A 13,429-nucleotide genomic window follows, 5' to 3' on the forward strand; every position below is an offset into this window, starting at 1 on the left:
GCCAATGACGCATGTGCTGATCGTGGAGGCACGGTTCTATGAGGACCTGGCCGACGAGCTTGTGAAGGGGGCAATGGCGGCGCTGGACGTGGCCGGCGTCACCTATGACCGTATCGCCGTGCCGGGCGCCTTCGAGATTCCGGCCGCCATCGCCTATGCCGCGCAGGGCGATAAATATGCCGGCTATGTCGCGCTCGGCTGTGTGATTCGCGGCGAGACCACGCATTATGACTATGTCTGTGGTGAAAGCGCGCGCGGGTTGCAGAATCTGGCGATCCAGCAGCGCCTGGCGATCGGCTATGGCATTCTGACCTGCGAGAATGGCGACCAGGCCTGGGCGCGGGCCAGCGTGACGAAGAAGAACAAGGGTAAGGACGCTGCGGAGGCGTGCCTGGCGATGATCGGCCTGAAACAGCGCTTTGGGGTGTCGTGAGGATGACGGCGGGTAAGGGCAAGCCCAGGGCGGGAGCGACCGCCAAGTCGCGCGGGCGGTCGGTCGCGCGCCTGCAGGCGGTGCAGATCCTCTACCGCATCGAGATGACGGACGAGCCGCCGCAGACCGCCCTGCCGGACTTTCTTGCCAGCGCCTCGGCCGGCGAGGTGGAGGGCGAGGCGCTCAGCCAGGCCGATGTCTCGCTGCTGAAGGAAATCGTCCATGGCGTGTTTCACCGGGCGGAAAAGGATATCGACCCCATCCTGACTGCCGTGCTGCCGGCGGATTGGCCGCTGGACCGGCTGGAAGCGGTGATGCGCGCGATCCTCCGTGCCGCCGGCTTCGAGATGCTGGCAAAGGGCGATGTGCCGGCCCGCGTCGTCATCAACGAATATGTCGATCTGACGCATGCCTTTTTCGAGGGCAAGGAGCCTGGCTTCGTGAACGGCGTGCTGGACAAGATCGCGCGGACCTTGCGACCGGAGGAGTTCCAGACCTCGTGAGCGGCGCTCCCCCTCTCAACGAGTTTGGCCGTATCGCCCGCTATTTCGCGCCGCTGGCCCGGTCCGCGAAGGGGGCGTTCGGCCTGACCGACGATGCCGCGGTGTTCGACTGCGCGGCGGGGGAGGAGATTGTCGTCACCACGGATGCGATGGTGTCCGGGGTGCATTTCCTGCCGGACGATCCGCCCGATCTGGTGGCGCGCAAGACCCTCCGGGTCAATCTCTCCGACATTGCGGCGATGGGGGCGGTACCGTTCGGTTACACGCTGGTCACGGCGCTGCCGCGCGCGCTGGCCGGGCCGGCGGGTGAGGCCTGGCTGGAACGCTTCGCCGATGGCCTCAGGAGCGATCAGGAAGCCTTCGGCGTCACCCTGCTGGGCGGTGACAGCGTTTCCACGCCGGGGCCGCTGATGGTCTCGATAACCGTGCTGGGGCGCATCCCGAAAGGGCAGGCGGTGACGCGCGGCGGCGCGCGGGCCGGCGACCTGATCTTCCTCTCCGGCACGCTGGGCGATGGGGCGCTTGGGCTGCGCGTCCTGCAGGGCGGGCTTGCGGGCCTGTCACGCGAGCATCAGGAGTTCCTGGCCGACCGCTATCGCCTGCCGCGTCCTCGTGTCGGCCTTGGTCCCCGTCTGACCGGCCTCGCCAGCGCCATGCTGGATGTCTCCGACGGGCTGGTGGGCGACCTGAAGCATATTGCCGAGGTGTCCTCCGTGGCCGCTGAAATCCGCATTGACCGACTGCCCCTGTCGGCGGCGGCCTGGGCCGCCATCGAGCAGGACAAGTCGGTCGTCGAGGCCGTGCTGACCGGCGGGGACGATTACGAGCTGCTGTTCACGGCGCCGCCGTCGCGGCGCGAAGACGTCATCGCCGCCGCGGCTGAGGCCGGGGTACCGGTCGCGGAAATCGGCCGCATCCGGGCCGGCAAGCCGGGAGTGACGGTCCTCGACCTCGCGGGCGAGCCGATGACCCTGACCGCAGCCGGCTATGTTCACTTCTGATTTTTTTGCTTTTTTCGCGCAAGCAGCGATGATGCGCGCATGAAGATCGTCATCATCCTGGTTGTCCTGCTGGCCCTGATCGGCGGCGGCGGTTTCGCCGCCTGGACCTTCTTTCCGGATGTGGTGAAGCCGATGGTCGGCATCTATCCGGAAGGGCAGGAGCCGCCGCCACCGCCGCCGGAGACCGGGCTGGTGAACATCGATCCGCTGATCATGCCGATCTTCGAGGATGGCACCGTGCGCCGCTTCCTGGTGCTGGAACTGTCCTTCGAGGTGTTCCAGCCGAATGGCGCCCTGATCGTGAACAGCCAGTTGCCGCGCATCCAGAATGCCTTCCTGACCTATATCCTGTCGCTGCAGGCCAAGGGGCTGAACGACAAGCTGACCGATCTGCGCTTCCTGAAGGAGCGGCTGCTGCGGGTGACGACCGATGTGGTCGGGCCGGGCGTCGTGAATGACATCCTGCTGAAGAACGTGTTCGAGCGTCCCGTTTCCTGACAGCCAGACCCGGTGAACCGGCATAGCCAGCCCGGCGGATGGCGTGCTATGGCACTGGCAAGAATAAGGAATCGCTCAACCGGATCAATCCATGACCAGTGTTTCATCCTCGTCCTCGGCCGCCATGGGCGATCCGACACGCAAGAATGTCGTGATCCTGGCGCTGTGTCAGGCGCTGTCGATGACGGGCAGTTCGCTGGTGATGACCGTGTCCGCCATCGTCGGCACGATGATCGCCGCCGACAAGACGATGGCCACGCTGCCGCTGGCCTTCCAGATGACGGCGATGATGCTGACGACAATCCCGGCCTCCATGGCCATGAAGCGGTTTGGCCGGCGCGCCGGCTTCCTGTTCGGCATTCTGGTCGGCATTTGCGGTGCGCTGCTGGCGACCTTCGCGATCTTCGAGCGGAATTTCGCACTATTGTGTACGGCATCCTGCGTCATGGGCATCCAGATGGGGTTTGCCCAGTTCTACCGCTTTGCCGCGGCCGATACCGCGAAGCCCGATTTCAAGAGCAAGGCCATCTCCCTGGTGCTGGCGGGCGGCGTGATCGCGGCGGTGCTGGGGCCGAACCTGGCGAAATGGGCACGCGACCTGTTCGACCCTGTCATGTTCGCCGGCAGCTACGCCGCCATCGCCGTGCTGTGGCTGATCCCGCTGGTTCTGCTGTTTTTCATCGATATTCCCCGTCCCAGCGTCGAGGAGCGCAAGCAGAGCGGCCGGCCGCTGGTCATCATCATGCGCCAGCCGGTGTTCCTGGTGGCCATCGTCAGCGCCATCGTTGCCTATGCCATGATGAATATGGTGATGACCTCGACGCCGCTCGCCATGCTGGCCTGCGGGCTGGAGTTCGAGGATGCCGCCTTCGTCATCCAATGGCACGTTCTGGGCATGTACGCGCCGGCCTTCTTCACCGGCTCGCTGATCGCGCGCTTCGGCGTGCTGAACATTATGCTGGCCGGTGCGGTGCTGATGCTGGGCTGCGTGGCGGTCAATCTGAGCGGCCAGGACATTACCCGCTTCTGGCTGGCGCTGGTACTGCTGGGGGTGGGCTGGAACTTCCTGTTCGTCGGGGCGACGACGCTGCTGACCGAAACCTATGTGCCGGCGGAAAAGGCCAAGGTGCAGGCGGCGAACGATTTCCTCGTTTTCGGCTCTGTGTCGATCTCCGCATTCTCGTCGGGCATGCTGCAGAATGCTTTCGGATGGGATGTTGTGAACACGATGGCGATGCCTTTCCTTGTGGTCGCCTTGTGCATGGTCGCGTGGTTGCGTTTCCTGCGCCCTGAACATACCGCCAATTCATAACCTATTGCTTGTTAACCCCTTCCTTTATTTGCCTGTTCTGTTAGGCTTCGCCGCGTAAGCGGGAGGATGCGCGGGGCGTTCCAGCCTCCGCAGCCAGAATAAAGGATAAGGCGGTACGGCCCTCTTCTGGCCGGCCGACGCAACAAGGGGCTCACATTCATGTCGGGTTTATACTTATTCGTCGTTGCCTGCGGCGCGGTCGCGCTGCTCTACGGGCTTTACGCATCGCGCGGCGTGCTGGCGGCCAGCGCCGGTTCCGCGCGGATGCAGGAAATTGCGGGGGCGATCCAGGAAGGCGCCAACGCCTATCTGAACCGCCAGTACAAGGCGATTGCCGTGGTTGGCGTCGTAGTGGCCGTCATCCTGGTTCTGACGCTGGGCGTCCTTAGTGCCGTCGGCTTCGTGATCGGTGCCGTGCTGTCCGGCGTTGCCGGCTATATCGGCATGAACGTCTCGGTGCGCGCCAATGTCCGCACCGCGGAGGCCGCTCGTCACGGCATGACCCCGGCGCTGGACATCGCCTTCAAGTCGGGGGCGATCACCGGCATGCTGGTGGTTGGTCTCGGCCTGCTGGGCGTTGCCGTCTATTATCTGATCCTGCTGCAGATGGGCACGCCGATCCGCGGCATCCTGGAGGCGCTGGTGGCCTTGAGCTTCGGCGCCTCGCTGATTTCCATCTTCGCCCGTCTGGGCGGCGGCATCTTCACCAAGGGTGCTGATGTCGGCGCTGACCTGGTCGGCAAGATCGAGGCCGGCATCCCCGAGGACGACCCCCGCAACCCGGCGGTGATCGCGGATAATGTCGGCGACAATGTCGGCGACTGCGCCGGCATGGCGGCTGACCTGTTCGAGACCTATGCCGTTACCGTTGTGGCCACCATGTTGCTGGCCGCGATCTTCTTCTCCCCGGCGCTGCAGCCGACCCTGATGGCCTATCCGCTGGTGATTGGCGCTGTCTGTATCCTGGGGTCGGTCGTCGGCACCTTCTTCGTGAAGCTGGGCGCCAGCAAGAAGATCATGGCGGCCCTGTACAAGGGGCTGATCGTCAGCGCGATCATCTCGGCCGGGCTGATCGTCGTCGCTACCGGCTATATGCTGGGCTTCTCCAACCCGATGGAGGCAGGATCCCGCACGGTCACCGGCGGAAATCTGCTGGTCTGCGCGATCACCGGCCAGGTGGTCACCGGCCTGATCGTCTGGATCACGGAATATTACACCGGCACCGAATACCGGCCGGTGCGCAGCGTCGCCAAGGCCTCCGAGACCGGCCACGCCACCAACATCATCCAGGGGCTTGCCGTTTCGATGGAGGCCTGTGCCCTGCCGGTGCTGGTGATCTGCGGCGGTATCCTGGTCTCTTACATCTCGGCCGGCCTGTTCGGCATTTCCATCGCCGCGACGACGATGCTGGCCCTGGCCGGTATGGTGGTGGCGCTGGATGCCTATGGCCCGGTAACCGACAATGCCGGCGGTATCGCGGAAATGGCCGAACTGCCGCCGGAAGTCCGTGAGGTGACGGACGCGCTGGATGCGGTTGGCAACACCACCAAGGCGGTGACCAAGGGCTATGCCATTGGCTCCGCCGGCCTGGCGGCCGTGGTGCTGTTCGCGGCCTATACCGAGGATCTGCGCCACTACTTCCCCAACCTCGATGTTCAGTTCCGGCTGCAGGACCCCTATGTGGTGATTGGCCTGTTCTTCGGCGGCCTGCTGCCCTACATGTTCGGCGCGATGGGCATGATGGCGGTCGGCCGCGCGGCGGGCGCCGTGGTGGTCGAGGTGCGCCGCCAGTTCCGTGAGATTACCGGCATCATGGAAGGCACCGCCAAGCCGGAATATGGCAATGCGGTCGATATGCTGACCAAGGCGGCGATCAAGGAGATGATCGTGCCGTCGCTGCTGCCGGTGCTGGCGCCGGTCTTCCTCTATGTGGTGATTGCCATGATCGGCGGGCAGGCAGCGGCCTTCACGGCGGTTGGCGCGATGCTGCTGGGCACCATCGTGACCGGCCTGTTCGTCGCCATCTCGATGACCTCGGGCGGCGGCGCGTGGGACAATGCCAAGAAGTATATCGAGGATGGCCATCACGGCGGCAAGGGCTCGGATGCCCATAAGGCCGCGGTGACCGGCGATACGGTCGGCGATCCCTACAAGGATACGGCCGGCCCGGCGGTGAACCCGATGATCAAGATCATCAACATCGTCGCCATCCTGCTGCTGGCCGCGCTGGCACACTGATAGCGCCAGCCTCTAAAGCGAAACGCCCCCGGATTTCCGGGGGCGTTTTTCGTTGTGTACCAGCTACTGCCGGGATCAGCGCCGGCCGATACCGCCGCTTGGCAGCGCACCGCGATTATCGGTAGCGTTGAACCGGCCGAGATTGCCGAACATCTGCTGCAGGAAGGTCATTTCGGCGCCCGCCGTGGGCGTGGTGCGCTGGACGAGCTGCACCTCATTGCCATTTTCCTTGTCCAGCCGGTCGATGCCGCTGACGACACCATTATTGTCGAAACGAATGATGACGACCTGCTGCTCCAGAACCTCCGGCGCGAAGAAGGCCAGCGTCTCGGTGCGCTTGCCGATGTAATACCAGCTCTCATTGTCGAACAGTGCCGTAGCCGAGGGCGAGCCGAGGGACTGCAGCACCTGCTCGCGACTGCTCTGGCCGATCTTCACAGTCTCCATGCGGTCGCTGTCGACCATATGGCCGCGGGTATCAACGATTGGCGCACAGCCGGCCATGGTGGCGGCCGTCAGGCCGCCGGCGAGGGCAAGGCCCAGGCAACGCTTGCCGGAAGCGCGAAGAATCGGAAGGGAACTGAGCTTGAACATCACGCCTGATCTGTTTGTCCATACCGCAGGCCCGAAGACAGCCCCCAAGGGCACTCTTGGCAAATTTGCCACGGCAGCTTGACCTGCAGGCCGGGTCACGCGATTTATAGGGCAGAAACTCGCACCGTCCTTCGCGGCTGTCAATCTTGCCGCTGGGAAATGGCCTGGCCGACACGAAACGAGTGTTCATGCCCTTCAGCAAGCTTTTCAGCAGGACCGCACGCCGGCGGTACAGCGCCGACAGCCTCTATCTGGCGCTGGTTGCTCTGGCGCGGGAACCACGCTTCTACACCGAGCTCGGCGTGCCGGACACGGTCGATGGCCGCTTCGAGATGTTGTCACTGTTCGTCTATCTGGCACTGCGCCGCCTGCGCCGCGAGGGCGAGGTAAGCGCGCGGTTCTCGCAAGAACTATTCGACACCATGTTCGCCGATATGGACCAGAGCCTACGCGAACTGGGGGCCGGCGACCTTGGCGTCGCACCGCGCATCAAGCGCATGGCCGAGGGGTTCTATGGCCGGATCGCCGCCTATGACAAGGCGCTGGAGGAGGGGAATGGCGGTGCGCTCGTCACCGCCCTGTCCCGCAACCTGTACGGCACGGTAAAGCCCGATGAGTCGGTGCTGGCACGCATGGCGGCCATTGTGCGCCAGCTGGATGGCCTCTTCGCCGGATTGCCGGCGGAGGCCCTGTACGCAGGCGAACCTCACGTGCCTCTGGCGCCTGTCCTTGATGGGCAGCCGGCGGCGGAAGGAGCAAGAATATGAGCGCGGAGCAGGCAAAGCCGGAATTTTCCCGGCCGGTTGCAGTCTCCAGGATCGGCAGCAACGGCCTGTCCATGGAAATCAAGGCGGAACCGCACGAGCGCGAGGCCCTGGCCCAGCGCCTCGACCTAATGTCGCTGGACCGGCTGGAGGCAACGCTTGCCTTCCGCGAGAAGGCGGATGGCGTCGTGCTGGAAGGCCATCTGACCGCCGAGCTGGCGCAACGCTGCGTGGTCAGCCTGCAGCCGGTGCCGGTCCGGATCGAGGAGGATTTCACGCAATATTTCTCCGAAAACGCGCCGAGCGATGCCGAGCTGATGCAGCGCGCGATGGAGGAGGGGCTGGATTTCTTCGCCGAAGCTGAGGATGAGGAGATTCCGGACCCCATCGTGAACGGTCGGATCGATGCCGGAGAGGCAGTTGTGCAGCAGCTGGCCATGCTTCTCGACCCGTATCCGCGCCTGCCGGACGCGGAATTGCCTGCGCGGCGGCGTGGCGTTACCCTGAATGGTGAGGATGAACCGCTGGCCAAAGCCAACCCCTTCGCGGAATTGGCGGGTAAAATTCAAAAATAACCCGTCATCTGCGCGAACGGCTTGCTGCGCGGCAGGTTTTTAGCTAAACAAGCGCGCTCCGCAGACTCGCGCGATAAGGCAAGTCTGCCATCCATCTTTGAATTGCTCAGAAAGTCGGACCCATGGCTGTTCCGAAGAAGAAAAAATCCAGTTCGAGCCGCAACATGCGCCGCTCGCACGATTCGATCACGGCGAAGCTCTCCAACGAGTGCCCGAACTGCGGCGAGCCGAAGCTGCCGCATCACGTCTGTTCGTCGTGCGGGTATTATAAGGGCCGTGAGGTTTCCGAGGCGGCCTAAGGCTTGCCGAACGGGAGGCTGATCCTTTGAGCGCTCGTGTCACGCTTTCCCTGGATGCCATGGGTGGCGACAAAGCGCCGGAAATGGTGATCCGGGGAGCGGAGATCGCGCTTGAGCGCCTTCCCGATCTCCGGTTTCTCATTTTTGGCCGGGAAGATGAGATTTCTCCTCTCATCCCGAAGAACAGCGCGCTTAGCAAGGCAGCGGAAATCCGCCATGCGCCCGATGTGGTCAGCGCCGATGTGAAGCCGTCTGTCGCCCTGCGCAACAGCCGCGATACCAGTATGCGCCAGGCCATTGAGGCGGTGCGCGACGGCAGTGCCGCCGGCATGGTCTCGGCCGGCAATACCGGCGCGCTGATGGCGCTGTCGAAGGTCGTGCTGCGCACGGTGCCCGGCATCGACCGTCCGGCGATCGCATCCTTTTTCCCGACGCGGCGCGGCGAAAGCGTGATGCTGGACCTTGGCGCCAACATCGATTGCGACGCCGCCAACCTGGTGCAGTTCGCCATCATGGGCGACGTCTTCGCGCGGGCCGTGCTGGGCATGCCGAAGCCGACCATTGGCCTGCTGAATGTCGGTGCCGAGGATCAGAAGGGCCATGAGCATATCCGCTCGGCGGCGGCAATCCTGCGGGCGACGACGCTTCCGCTCGACTTCCGTGGCTTCATCGAAGGCGACGATATCGGCGCCGGTACGGTCGATGTCATCGTCACCGACGGCTTTACCGGCAATGTTGCGCTGAAGACGGCGGAAGGCATGGCGAAGCTGGTCACCACCTTCCTGCGCGAAAGCTTCAAATCCTCGCTCATGGCCCGCATCGGCTATGTGATGAGCCGGACGGCCCTGAAGCGGCTGTCGCAACGCGTCGATCCACGGCGCTATAACGGCGCGATGTTCCTTGGGCTGAACGGGATCGTCGTGAAGAGCCATGGCGGCACGGACGAATTCGGCTTCGCCAACGCCATCGGCGTGGCCGCCGATCTGTGCCGTCAGGGTTTCATCGATCGCATCCGGGACGAGATCGGTAATCTGACCCGGGAACTGAACGAGAAAAAGGCGGCAGCGATATAATGATCTACCGGTCTCGTCTGGTCGGCTGGGGCGGCTTCCTGCCCGCGCGTGTCGTTACCAATGCCGAACTGGCCCAGCGCGTGGATACCACCGACGAGTGGATCGTGCAGCGCACCGGCATCCGCCAGCGCCATATTGCGGAAGAAGGCCAACTGACCTCGGACCTGGCGCTTGGCGCCGCCCGCAAGGCGATGGCGGTGGCCGGCAAGACGGCGGACGAAATCGACCTCGTCATCGTCGCGACGACGACCCCGGACGAAACCTTTCCAGCCACCGCGACCAAGGTGCAGGCAGCACTCGGCATGACGCGCGGTGCCGCCTTCGACGTGCAGGCGGTCTGCGCCGGCTTCATTTATGCGCTGGCAGTTGCCGACAATTTCATCAAGGCCGGGCAGGCGCGCAACGTGCTGGTCATTGGTGCTGAGACTTTTTCGCGCATTCTCGACTGGGAAGACCGCTCGACCTGCGTGCTTTTTGGCGATGGTGCAGGCGCTGTGCTGCTGACCGCGGAGCAGGCAGAAGGCAAGCCGGGCGACCGGGGGCTGCTGTCCACCCACCTACATTCGGACGGGCGCGAGCATGACGCGCTCTATGTCGATGGCGGTCCGTCCTCGACCCGCACGGTCGGGCATGTGCGGATGGTTGGCCAGCATGTCTACAAGCATGCTGTGACCAAGCTGGGCGCGGTCATCGAGGAAGCGCTGGAAGCCAACGGGCTGAACGCGTCCGATATTGACTGGCTGGTGCCGCACCAGGCCAACAAGCGGATTATCGACAGCATGCGCCAGCGCTTTGGCCTGGACGAGGACAAGGTGGTGCTGTGCATCGACCGCCACGCCAACACATCGGCGGCCTCCGTGCCCCTGGCGCTGGCCGAGGCGATGGAGGATGGCCGGATCAAGCAGGGCGATCTCGTCGTGCTGGAGGCGATTGGCGGTGGCCTCGCCTGGGGAGCCGGCCTCCTGCGGGTTTGAGTTCTCCGCCGCCGCTCATGTTAAATCTCACTTAAAAAACCCGGCTCATCCCTTTGTAATTGACGGGTTTATCCGGTCAGGGTACCGTGTCCTTTCTTGGGGGAGGCATGGCATGACCGAAAAGACCGTTACCCGTGCGCAATTGAGCGAAGCGGTATATCAGGAAGTTGGCCTGTCACGGAACGAGTCCGCCGATCTGGTGGAGACCGTTCTGAACGAGGTGGCGGATGCCCTCGAACGCGGTGAGATGGTGAAGATTTCTTCCTTCGGCAGCTTCTCTGTCCGGCAGAAGGGACGCCGGATCGGGCGGAATCCGAAGACCGGCGAGGAAGTGCCGATCCTGCCGCGCCGTGTCCTGGTCTTCCGCCCGTCGCATGTGCTGAAGAACCGGATCAATGCCCAGCTTACCGGCAAACGAGGCTGAGGGGCTTCTTGGCTGACAGAGTGTCGGACCGGGGGAAATGAGTGTGGAAACCGTGAGCAGCCCGTCCTCCGCGCAGCGACGCGGCAGCGGCAAGTCGGCCGCGGCTTTCAGGACGATCAGTGAGGTCGCCTCGGAGCTTGACGTTCCGCCGCATGTGCTGCGGTTCTGGGAGACCAAATTCTCGCAGATCAGGCCGATGAAGCGGGGCGGCGGACGCCGCTATTACCGCCCCGAGGATGTGGACCTGCTGCGCCGCATCCGCGAGCTTCTCTACAAGGACGGCTACACGATCAAGGGCGTACAGCGGCTGCTGCGCGACGGCATCCACCGCGAGGATGGTGACGACGAGTCCGGCGAGGATGAGGATGAGTCGCTGGAAACCGATGGTTTTTCCGCGGACTCTGAAGAGTCTGGCGACGAGGATGAGGCGGAAGAAGCCGATCTTTTCTCCGACTCCGGTACGAAGAAGACGGTCCTTGCGCCAGCGGCCCGGGCGGAGCTTGAGGCCGCCATGCGGGAATTGACGGAGCTGTCCGGCCTGCTGCGGCAGGCGGCCCGGAAATAGCGGCGAAAATCGCGCTTCTTGCCCGTTGAAACCGTTGCGCGGCAGGACGATGGCGGCTATGGTCCGCGTCCTCGGTCGGAGCGTAGCGCAGCCTGGTAGCGCACTTGTCTGGGGGACAAGGGGTCGTCGGTTCAAATCCGGCCGCTCCGACCAATGAAATCAATGACTTAGCCCGCTTCGGCGGGCTTTTTCATGTCGCAGCATGTGTATCCAGACTGGATAATCTAATACGCTGATTTTACTGCGATATCGTCGTTTACCGACTTTTCCTGAAAAATCCCGATGCAACACCGTGCAACACGACGGCAGTGTCTTTGTGCGCTGTCTGTTCCACGCTGTTTCAGGTGCCAGGGACATTTGATTCGGTTTTAATGAATGTGGGGTATTGCGCTAAGACGCGGCCGGCCCCATGTGAGCGTCCCGCCGTATTAGTAGAAAGGATTTTTCATGCCCGATTCTGGGTATACGATTCTCGCTATTAAAAACCCGACCTCAAGCCATCGGGTCAGTTTTCGCGAGATGCCCAAAGGCGATCTACCTATTGTACTGGAAGACAATATCATTCACCGCAGCGCGGCCAGTGCGGATAAAGTCTCCCGGATAATCGAGACGCTAAAACGGGAGCGATATGAAATAAGCAAGGTCATAGACAGCACCGGCAAGGATGTAACCAGCGAATTCATATAACCAAAACGGCTGACGGTTTTCCCCAATTATCCCGAAATCTGCTGGCGCAACCGTTCGAACACAGCCTCGATGCTGTCGTTCATTGCGGCCATGTGCGCGGCGGTCGCCGGGTCCAGATCGCGCAGCATGGCCAGCGTGCGCTCGTCCAGCCTTGGGTGCAGCGTGGCGTAGGCGAGGGAGGTGCCGCTGCCGGCCTCGATCTCATGCAGCGCGATATCGAATTTCACGCCGTCGCGCACCAGCTCCGCCAGGATCAGGATGAACTGCGTCTTGTCGCAGAAATAGCTGGGGCAATCGAGGCTGGCCGGCAGCGCGTCATTCGCGGCCAGGCCGGCAGAATCGGCTACCACCAGCGCATTCGGGTCGAGATTGACCAGCGCTGCTGCCTGCCGCAGGTTGCGGTAGCTTGCCGTCAGGCGCCAGGCGATGGTGCTGCTGTGTGTCATGAATGCCGTCATCCGTGTATCGTGCCCAAGACCTAGCGTTGCCTGCCCCCTGTGCGCAACGCTAGACTGCCCCTGTCGGGACAGACGCTCCCGCCCGCAATACATTCCGGAAGGTCTCCATGCCGATCATCGACCAGAAAGAACAGGCCAGGATCGACCTCGCCGCCGCCTTCCGCTGGGCCGCACGGATGAATTTCCACGAAGGCGTGTGCAATCATTTCAGCCTGGCGATTCCCGGCGAGACGGACCGGTTCCTGATCAACCCGCATGGCCTGCATTTCTCCGAGATCCGCGCCAGCGACCTGTGCACCCTGGATGCGGAGGGGAAGGCACATGGTGGCTACCACCCGCCGGAGCCGACCGCCTTCTACATCCATTCGGCGATCCACCGCACCAACCCGAAGGCGGCCTGCGTGCTGCACACCCACATGCCCTATGCCACGGCGCTGTGCCTGGTTCAGGAAGGTCGGCTGGAGATGGTCAGCCAGAATGCGCTGCGCTATCTCGACCAGATCGCCTATGACGACAAGTATAACGGGCTGGTGCTGGATTTCGATGAAGGCTTCCGCATCGCCGAGGTGCTGGGCGACAAGCGCGTGCTGTTCCTGGCCAATCACGGCGTGATCGTGGTCGGTCCCACCGTGGCAGATGCCTTCGATGATCTCTATTACCTGGAGCGAGCCTGTCAGCATCAGGTGCTGGCGATGTCCACCGGGCGGCCGCTGAAGCCGATCGATCCGCAGGTTGCCGCCATGACCTGCGAGCAGATCGAGGGCGAACGGCTTAATGCCCAGCTGCATTTCCAGGCACTGAAGCGGATTCTGGAACGGGAAGCGCCGGAGTATGCTGATTGAGGGGGCTTAAGGTTAGGTAAACTATCCTTCTCCCCTTGCGGGAGAGGGCTGACGAGGCTTGGCGACGCAGGAGCTTAGCCGAGGCTGGGTGAGGGGGAATTGCATGGGCGCAGCCGTGCGGGGGGCCCCGCCCCCACGGCCCCGCCCCACCCACCCCACCGGCAGACGCGGGTGGGCGGGGGGGGGGGG

The 13,429-nt window shown here is 63.5% G+C and carries 17 protein-coding genes and 1 tRNA gene; 16 read left to right on the plus strand and 2 right to left on the minus strand.

Translation table 11 applies throughout. From position 1 onward, the window contains the following. The first annotated feature begins 4 nt into the window (after positions 1 to 4). The 6 genes from ribH to MK313_RS10885 all read left to right on the plus strand — a co-directional run bounded on the left by ribH (position 5) and on the right by MK313_RS10885 (position 5,985). Positions 5 to 433, plus strand: coding sequence for a 6,7-dimethyl-8-ribityllumazine synthase (gene ribH / locus MK313_RS10860; RefSeq protein WP_287781528.1), 429 nt, complete (start codon positions 5 to 7; stop codon positions 431 to 433). A 2-nt stretch (positions 434 to 435) separates the two neighbouring features. Further along, on the plus strand, positions 436 to 936 hold the full coding sequence (gene nusB, locus MK313_RS10865) for a transcription antitermination factor NusB (RefSeq protein ID WP_287781529.1): 501 nt from the start codon (positions 436 to 438) through the stop codon (positions 934 to 936). Beyond that, positions 933 to 1,937, plus strand: a complete 1,005-nt coding sequence (thiL, locus tag MK313_RS10870) for a thiamine-phosphate kinase (RefSeq protein ID WP_287781530.1) — start codon at positions 933 to 935, stop codon at positions 1,935 to 1,937. Before nusB ends, thiL begins: the two co-directional genes overlap by 4 nt. Positions 1,938 to 1,976: 39 nt before the next feature. Further along, entirely contained in the window at positions 1,977 to 2,435 is a 459-nt protein-coding gene (locus MK313_RS10875; protein WP_008943614.1) for a flagellar basal body-associated FliL family protein, read from the plus strand. A 91-nt stretch (positions 2,436 to 2,526) separates the two neighbouring features. Further along, positions 2,527 to 3,747 (plus strand): MFS transporter, encoded by a 1,221-nt coding sequence (locus MK313_RS10880; protein ID WP_287781531.1) that lies wholly within the window; start codon positions 2,527 to 2,529, stop codon positions 3,745 to 3,747. A 159-nt stretch (positions 3,748 to 3,906) separates the two neighbouring features. Further along, positions 3,907 to 5,985 carry a sodium-translocating pyrophosphatase gene (locus tag MK313_RS10885; protein ID WP_287781532.1) on the plus strand — a complete coding sequence of 693 codons (2,079 nt, stop codon included), beginning with the start codon at positions 3,907 to 3,909 and terminating at the stop codon, positions 5,983 to 5,985. A gap of 75 nt (positions 5,986 to 6,060) precedes the next feature. Here the strand turns inward: MK313_RS10885 and MK313_RS10890 are convergent, their stop codons facing one another. After that, positions 6,061 to 6,450, minus strand: coding sequence for an outer membrane protein assembly factor BamE (locus tag MK313_RS10890; protein WP_287781533.1), 390 nt, complete (start codon positions 6,448 to 6,450; stop codon positions 6,061 to 6,063). Between the two features lie 317 nt (positions 6,451 to 6,767). Between MK313_RS10890 and MK313_RS10895 the strand changes: the two genes are divergently transcribed. From MK313_RS10895 to MK313_RS10935, 9 genes are all read left to right on the plus strand, one after another. Continuing rightward, positions 6,768 to 7,346 carry a ubiquinol-cytochrome C chaperone family protein gene (locus MK313_RS10895; protein ID WP_287781534.1) on the plus strand — a complete coding sequence of 193 codons (579 nt, stop codon included), beginning with the start codon at positions 6,768 to 6,770 and terminating at the stop codon, positions 7,344 to 7,346. Further along, positions 7,343 to 7,918, plus strand: coding sequence for a YceD family protein (locus tag MK313_RS10900; RefSeq protein ID WP_287781535.1), 576 nt, complete (start codon positions 7,343 to 7,345; stop codon positions 7,916 to 7,918). The genes MK313_RS10895 and MK313_RS10900 overlap by 4 nt, the downstream gene beginning before the upstream one ends. 122 nt (positions 7,919 to 8,040) lie before the next feature. Next, positions 8,041 to 8,217, plus strand: coding sequence for a 50S ribosomal protein L32 (rpmF, locus tag MK313_RS10905; protein WP_008943608.1), 177 nt, complete (start codon positions 8,041 to 8,043; stop codon positions 8,215 to 8,217). Positions 8,218 to 8,243: 26 nt separating this feature from the next. Further along, positions 8,244 to 9,290 carry a phosphate acyltransferase PlsX gene (gene plsX, locus MK313_RS10910; protein ID WP_287781536.1) on the plus strand — a complete coding sequence of 349 codons (1,047 nt, stop codon included), beginning with the start codon at positions 8,244 to 8,246 and terminating at the stop codon, positions 9,288 to 9,290. Beyond that, a complete protein-coding gene (locus tag MK313_RS10915) occupies positions 9,290 to 10,264 on the plus strand; it encodes a beta-ketoacyl-ACP synthase III (protein WP_121217992.1) in 975 nt (324 codons plus the stop codon). The genes plsX and MK313_RS10915 overlap by 1 nt, the downstream gene beginning before the upstream one ends. A gap of 112 nt (positions 10,265 to 10,376) precedes the next feature. Next, positions 10,377 to 10,688, plus strand: a complete 312-nt coding sequence (locus tag MK313_RS10920) for an integration host factor subunit alpha (RefSeq protein ID WP_008943605.1) — start codon at positions 10,377 to 10,379, stop codon at positions 10,686 to 10,688. 37 nt (positions 10,689 to 10,725) lie between these two features. Then, positions 10,726 to 11,253, plus strand: coding sequence for a MerR family transcriptional regulator (locus MK313_RS10925; protein ID WP_287781537.1), 528 nt, complete (start codon positions 10,726 to 10,728; stop codon positions 11,251 to 11,253). Between the two features lie 76 nt (positions 11,254 to 11,329). Then, positions 11,330 to 11,406: transfer RNA gene (locus tag MK313_RS10930), tRNA-Pro, on the plus strand. Positions 11,407 to 11,700: 294 nt separating this feature from the next. After that, positions 11,701 to 11,940: a hypothetical protein gene (locus MK313_RS10935; RefSeq protein WP_287781538.1), complete on the plus strand. Its 240-nt coding sequence runs from the start codon at positions 11,701 to 11,703 to the stop codon at positions 11,938 to 11,940. Positions 11,941 to 11,966: 26 nt separating this feature from the next. Here the strand turns inward: MK313_RS10935 and MK313_RS10940 are convergent, their stop codons facing one another. Beyond that, a complete protein-coding gene (locus MK313_RS10940) occupies positions 11,967 to 12,386 on the minus strand; it encodes a hypothetical protein (protein WP_156816181.1) in 420 nt (139 codons plus the stop codon). 119 nt (positions 12,387 to 12,505) lie between these two features. Between MK313_RS10940 and MK313_RS10945 the strand changes: the two genes are divergently transcribed. Further along, a complete protein-coding gene (locus tag MK313_RS10945; RefSeq protein ID WP_287781539.1) occupies positions 12,506 to 13,240 on the plus strand; it encodes an aldolase in 735 nt (244 codons plus the stop codon). Positions 13,241 to 13,429: the final 189 nt, after the last annotated feature.

This window comes from Oceanibaculum sp. (genome assembly GCF_022449305.1).
GTDB lineage: Bacteria > Pseudomonadota > Alphaproteobacteria > Oceanibaculales > Oceanibaculaceae > Oceanibaculum > Oceanibaculum indicum.

Excerpts from the sequence above, each read along its gene's own strand:
- nusB (WP_287781529.1), top strand. The coding sequence starts at position 436 with ATGACGGCGGGTAAGGGCAAGCCCAGGGCGGGAGCGACCGCCAAGTCG.
- MK313_RS10900 (WP_287781535.1), top strand. The coding sequence starts at position 7,343 with ATGAGCGCGGAGCAGGCAAAGCCGGAATTTTCCCGGCCGGTTGCAGTC.
- MK313_RS10885 (WP_287781532.1), top strand. The coding sequence starts at position 3,907 with ATGTCGGGTTTATACTTATTCGTCGTTGCCTGCGGCGCGGTCGCGCTG.
- MK313_RS10935 (WP_287781538.1), top strand. The coding sequence starts at position 11,701 with ATGCCCGATTCTGGGTATACGATTCTCGCTATTAAAAACCCGACCTCA.
- MK313_RS10940 (WP_156816181.1), bottom strand. The coding sequence starts at position 12,386 with ATGACACACAGCAGCACCATCGCCTGGCGCCTGACGGCAAGCTACCGC.
- MK313_RS10895 (WP_287781534.1), top strand. The coding sequence starts at position 6,768 with ATGCCCTTCAGCAAGCTTTTCAGCAGGACCGCACGCCGGCGGTACAGC.
- MK313_RS10925 (WP_287781537.1), top strand. The coding sequence starts at position 10,726 with ATGAGTGTGGAAACCGTGAGCAGCCCGTCCTCCGCGCAGCGACGCGGC.
- MK313_RS10880 (WP_287781531.1), top strand. The coding sequence starts at position 2,527 with ATGACCAGTGTTTCATCCTCGTCCTCGGCCGCCATGGGCGATCCGACA.
- MK313_RS10875 (WP_008943614.1), top strand. The coding sequence starts at position 1,977 with ATGAAGATCGTCATCATCCTGGTTGTCCTGCTGGCCCTGATCGGCGGC.
- MK313_RS10890 (WP_287781533.1), bottom strand. The coding sequence starts at position 6,450 with ATGGTCGACAGCGACCGCATGGAGACTGTGAAGATCGGCCAGAGCAGT.
- MK313_RS10945 (WP_287781539.1), top strand. The coding sequence starts at position 12,506 with ATGCCGATCATCGACCAGAAAGAACAGGCCAGGATCGACCTCGCCGCC.
- MK313_RS10920 (WP_008943605.1), top strand. The coding sequence starts at position 10,377 with ATGACCGAAAAGACCGTTACCCGTGCGCAATTGAGCGAAGCGGTATAT.
- MK313_RS10915 (WP_121217992.1), top strand. The coding sequence starts at position 9,290 with ATGATCTACCGGTCTCGTCTGGTCGGCTGGGGCGGCTTCCTGCCCGCG.
- rpmF (WP_008943608.1), top strand. The coding sequence starts at position 8,041 with ATGGCTGTTCCGAAGAAGAAAAAATCCAGTTCGAGCCGCAACATGCGC.
- ribH (WP_287781528.1), top strand. The coding sequence starts at position 5 with ATGACGCATGTGCTGATCGTGGAGGCACGGTTCTATGAGGACCTGGCC.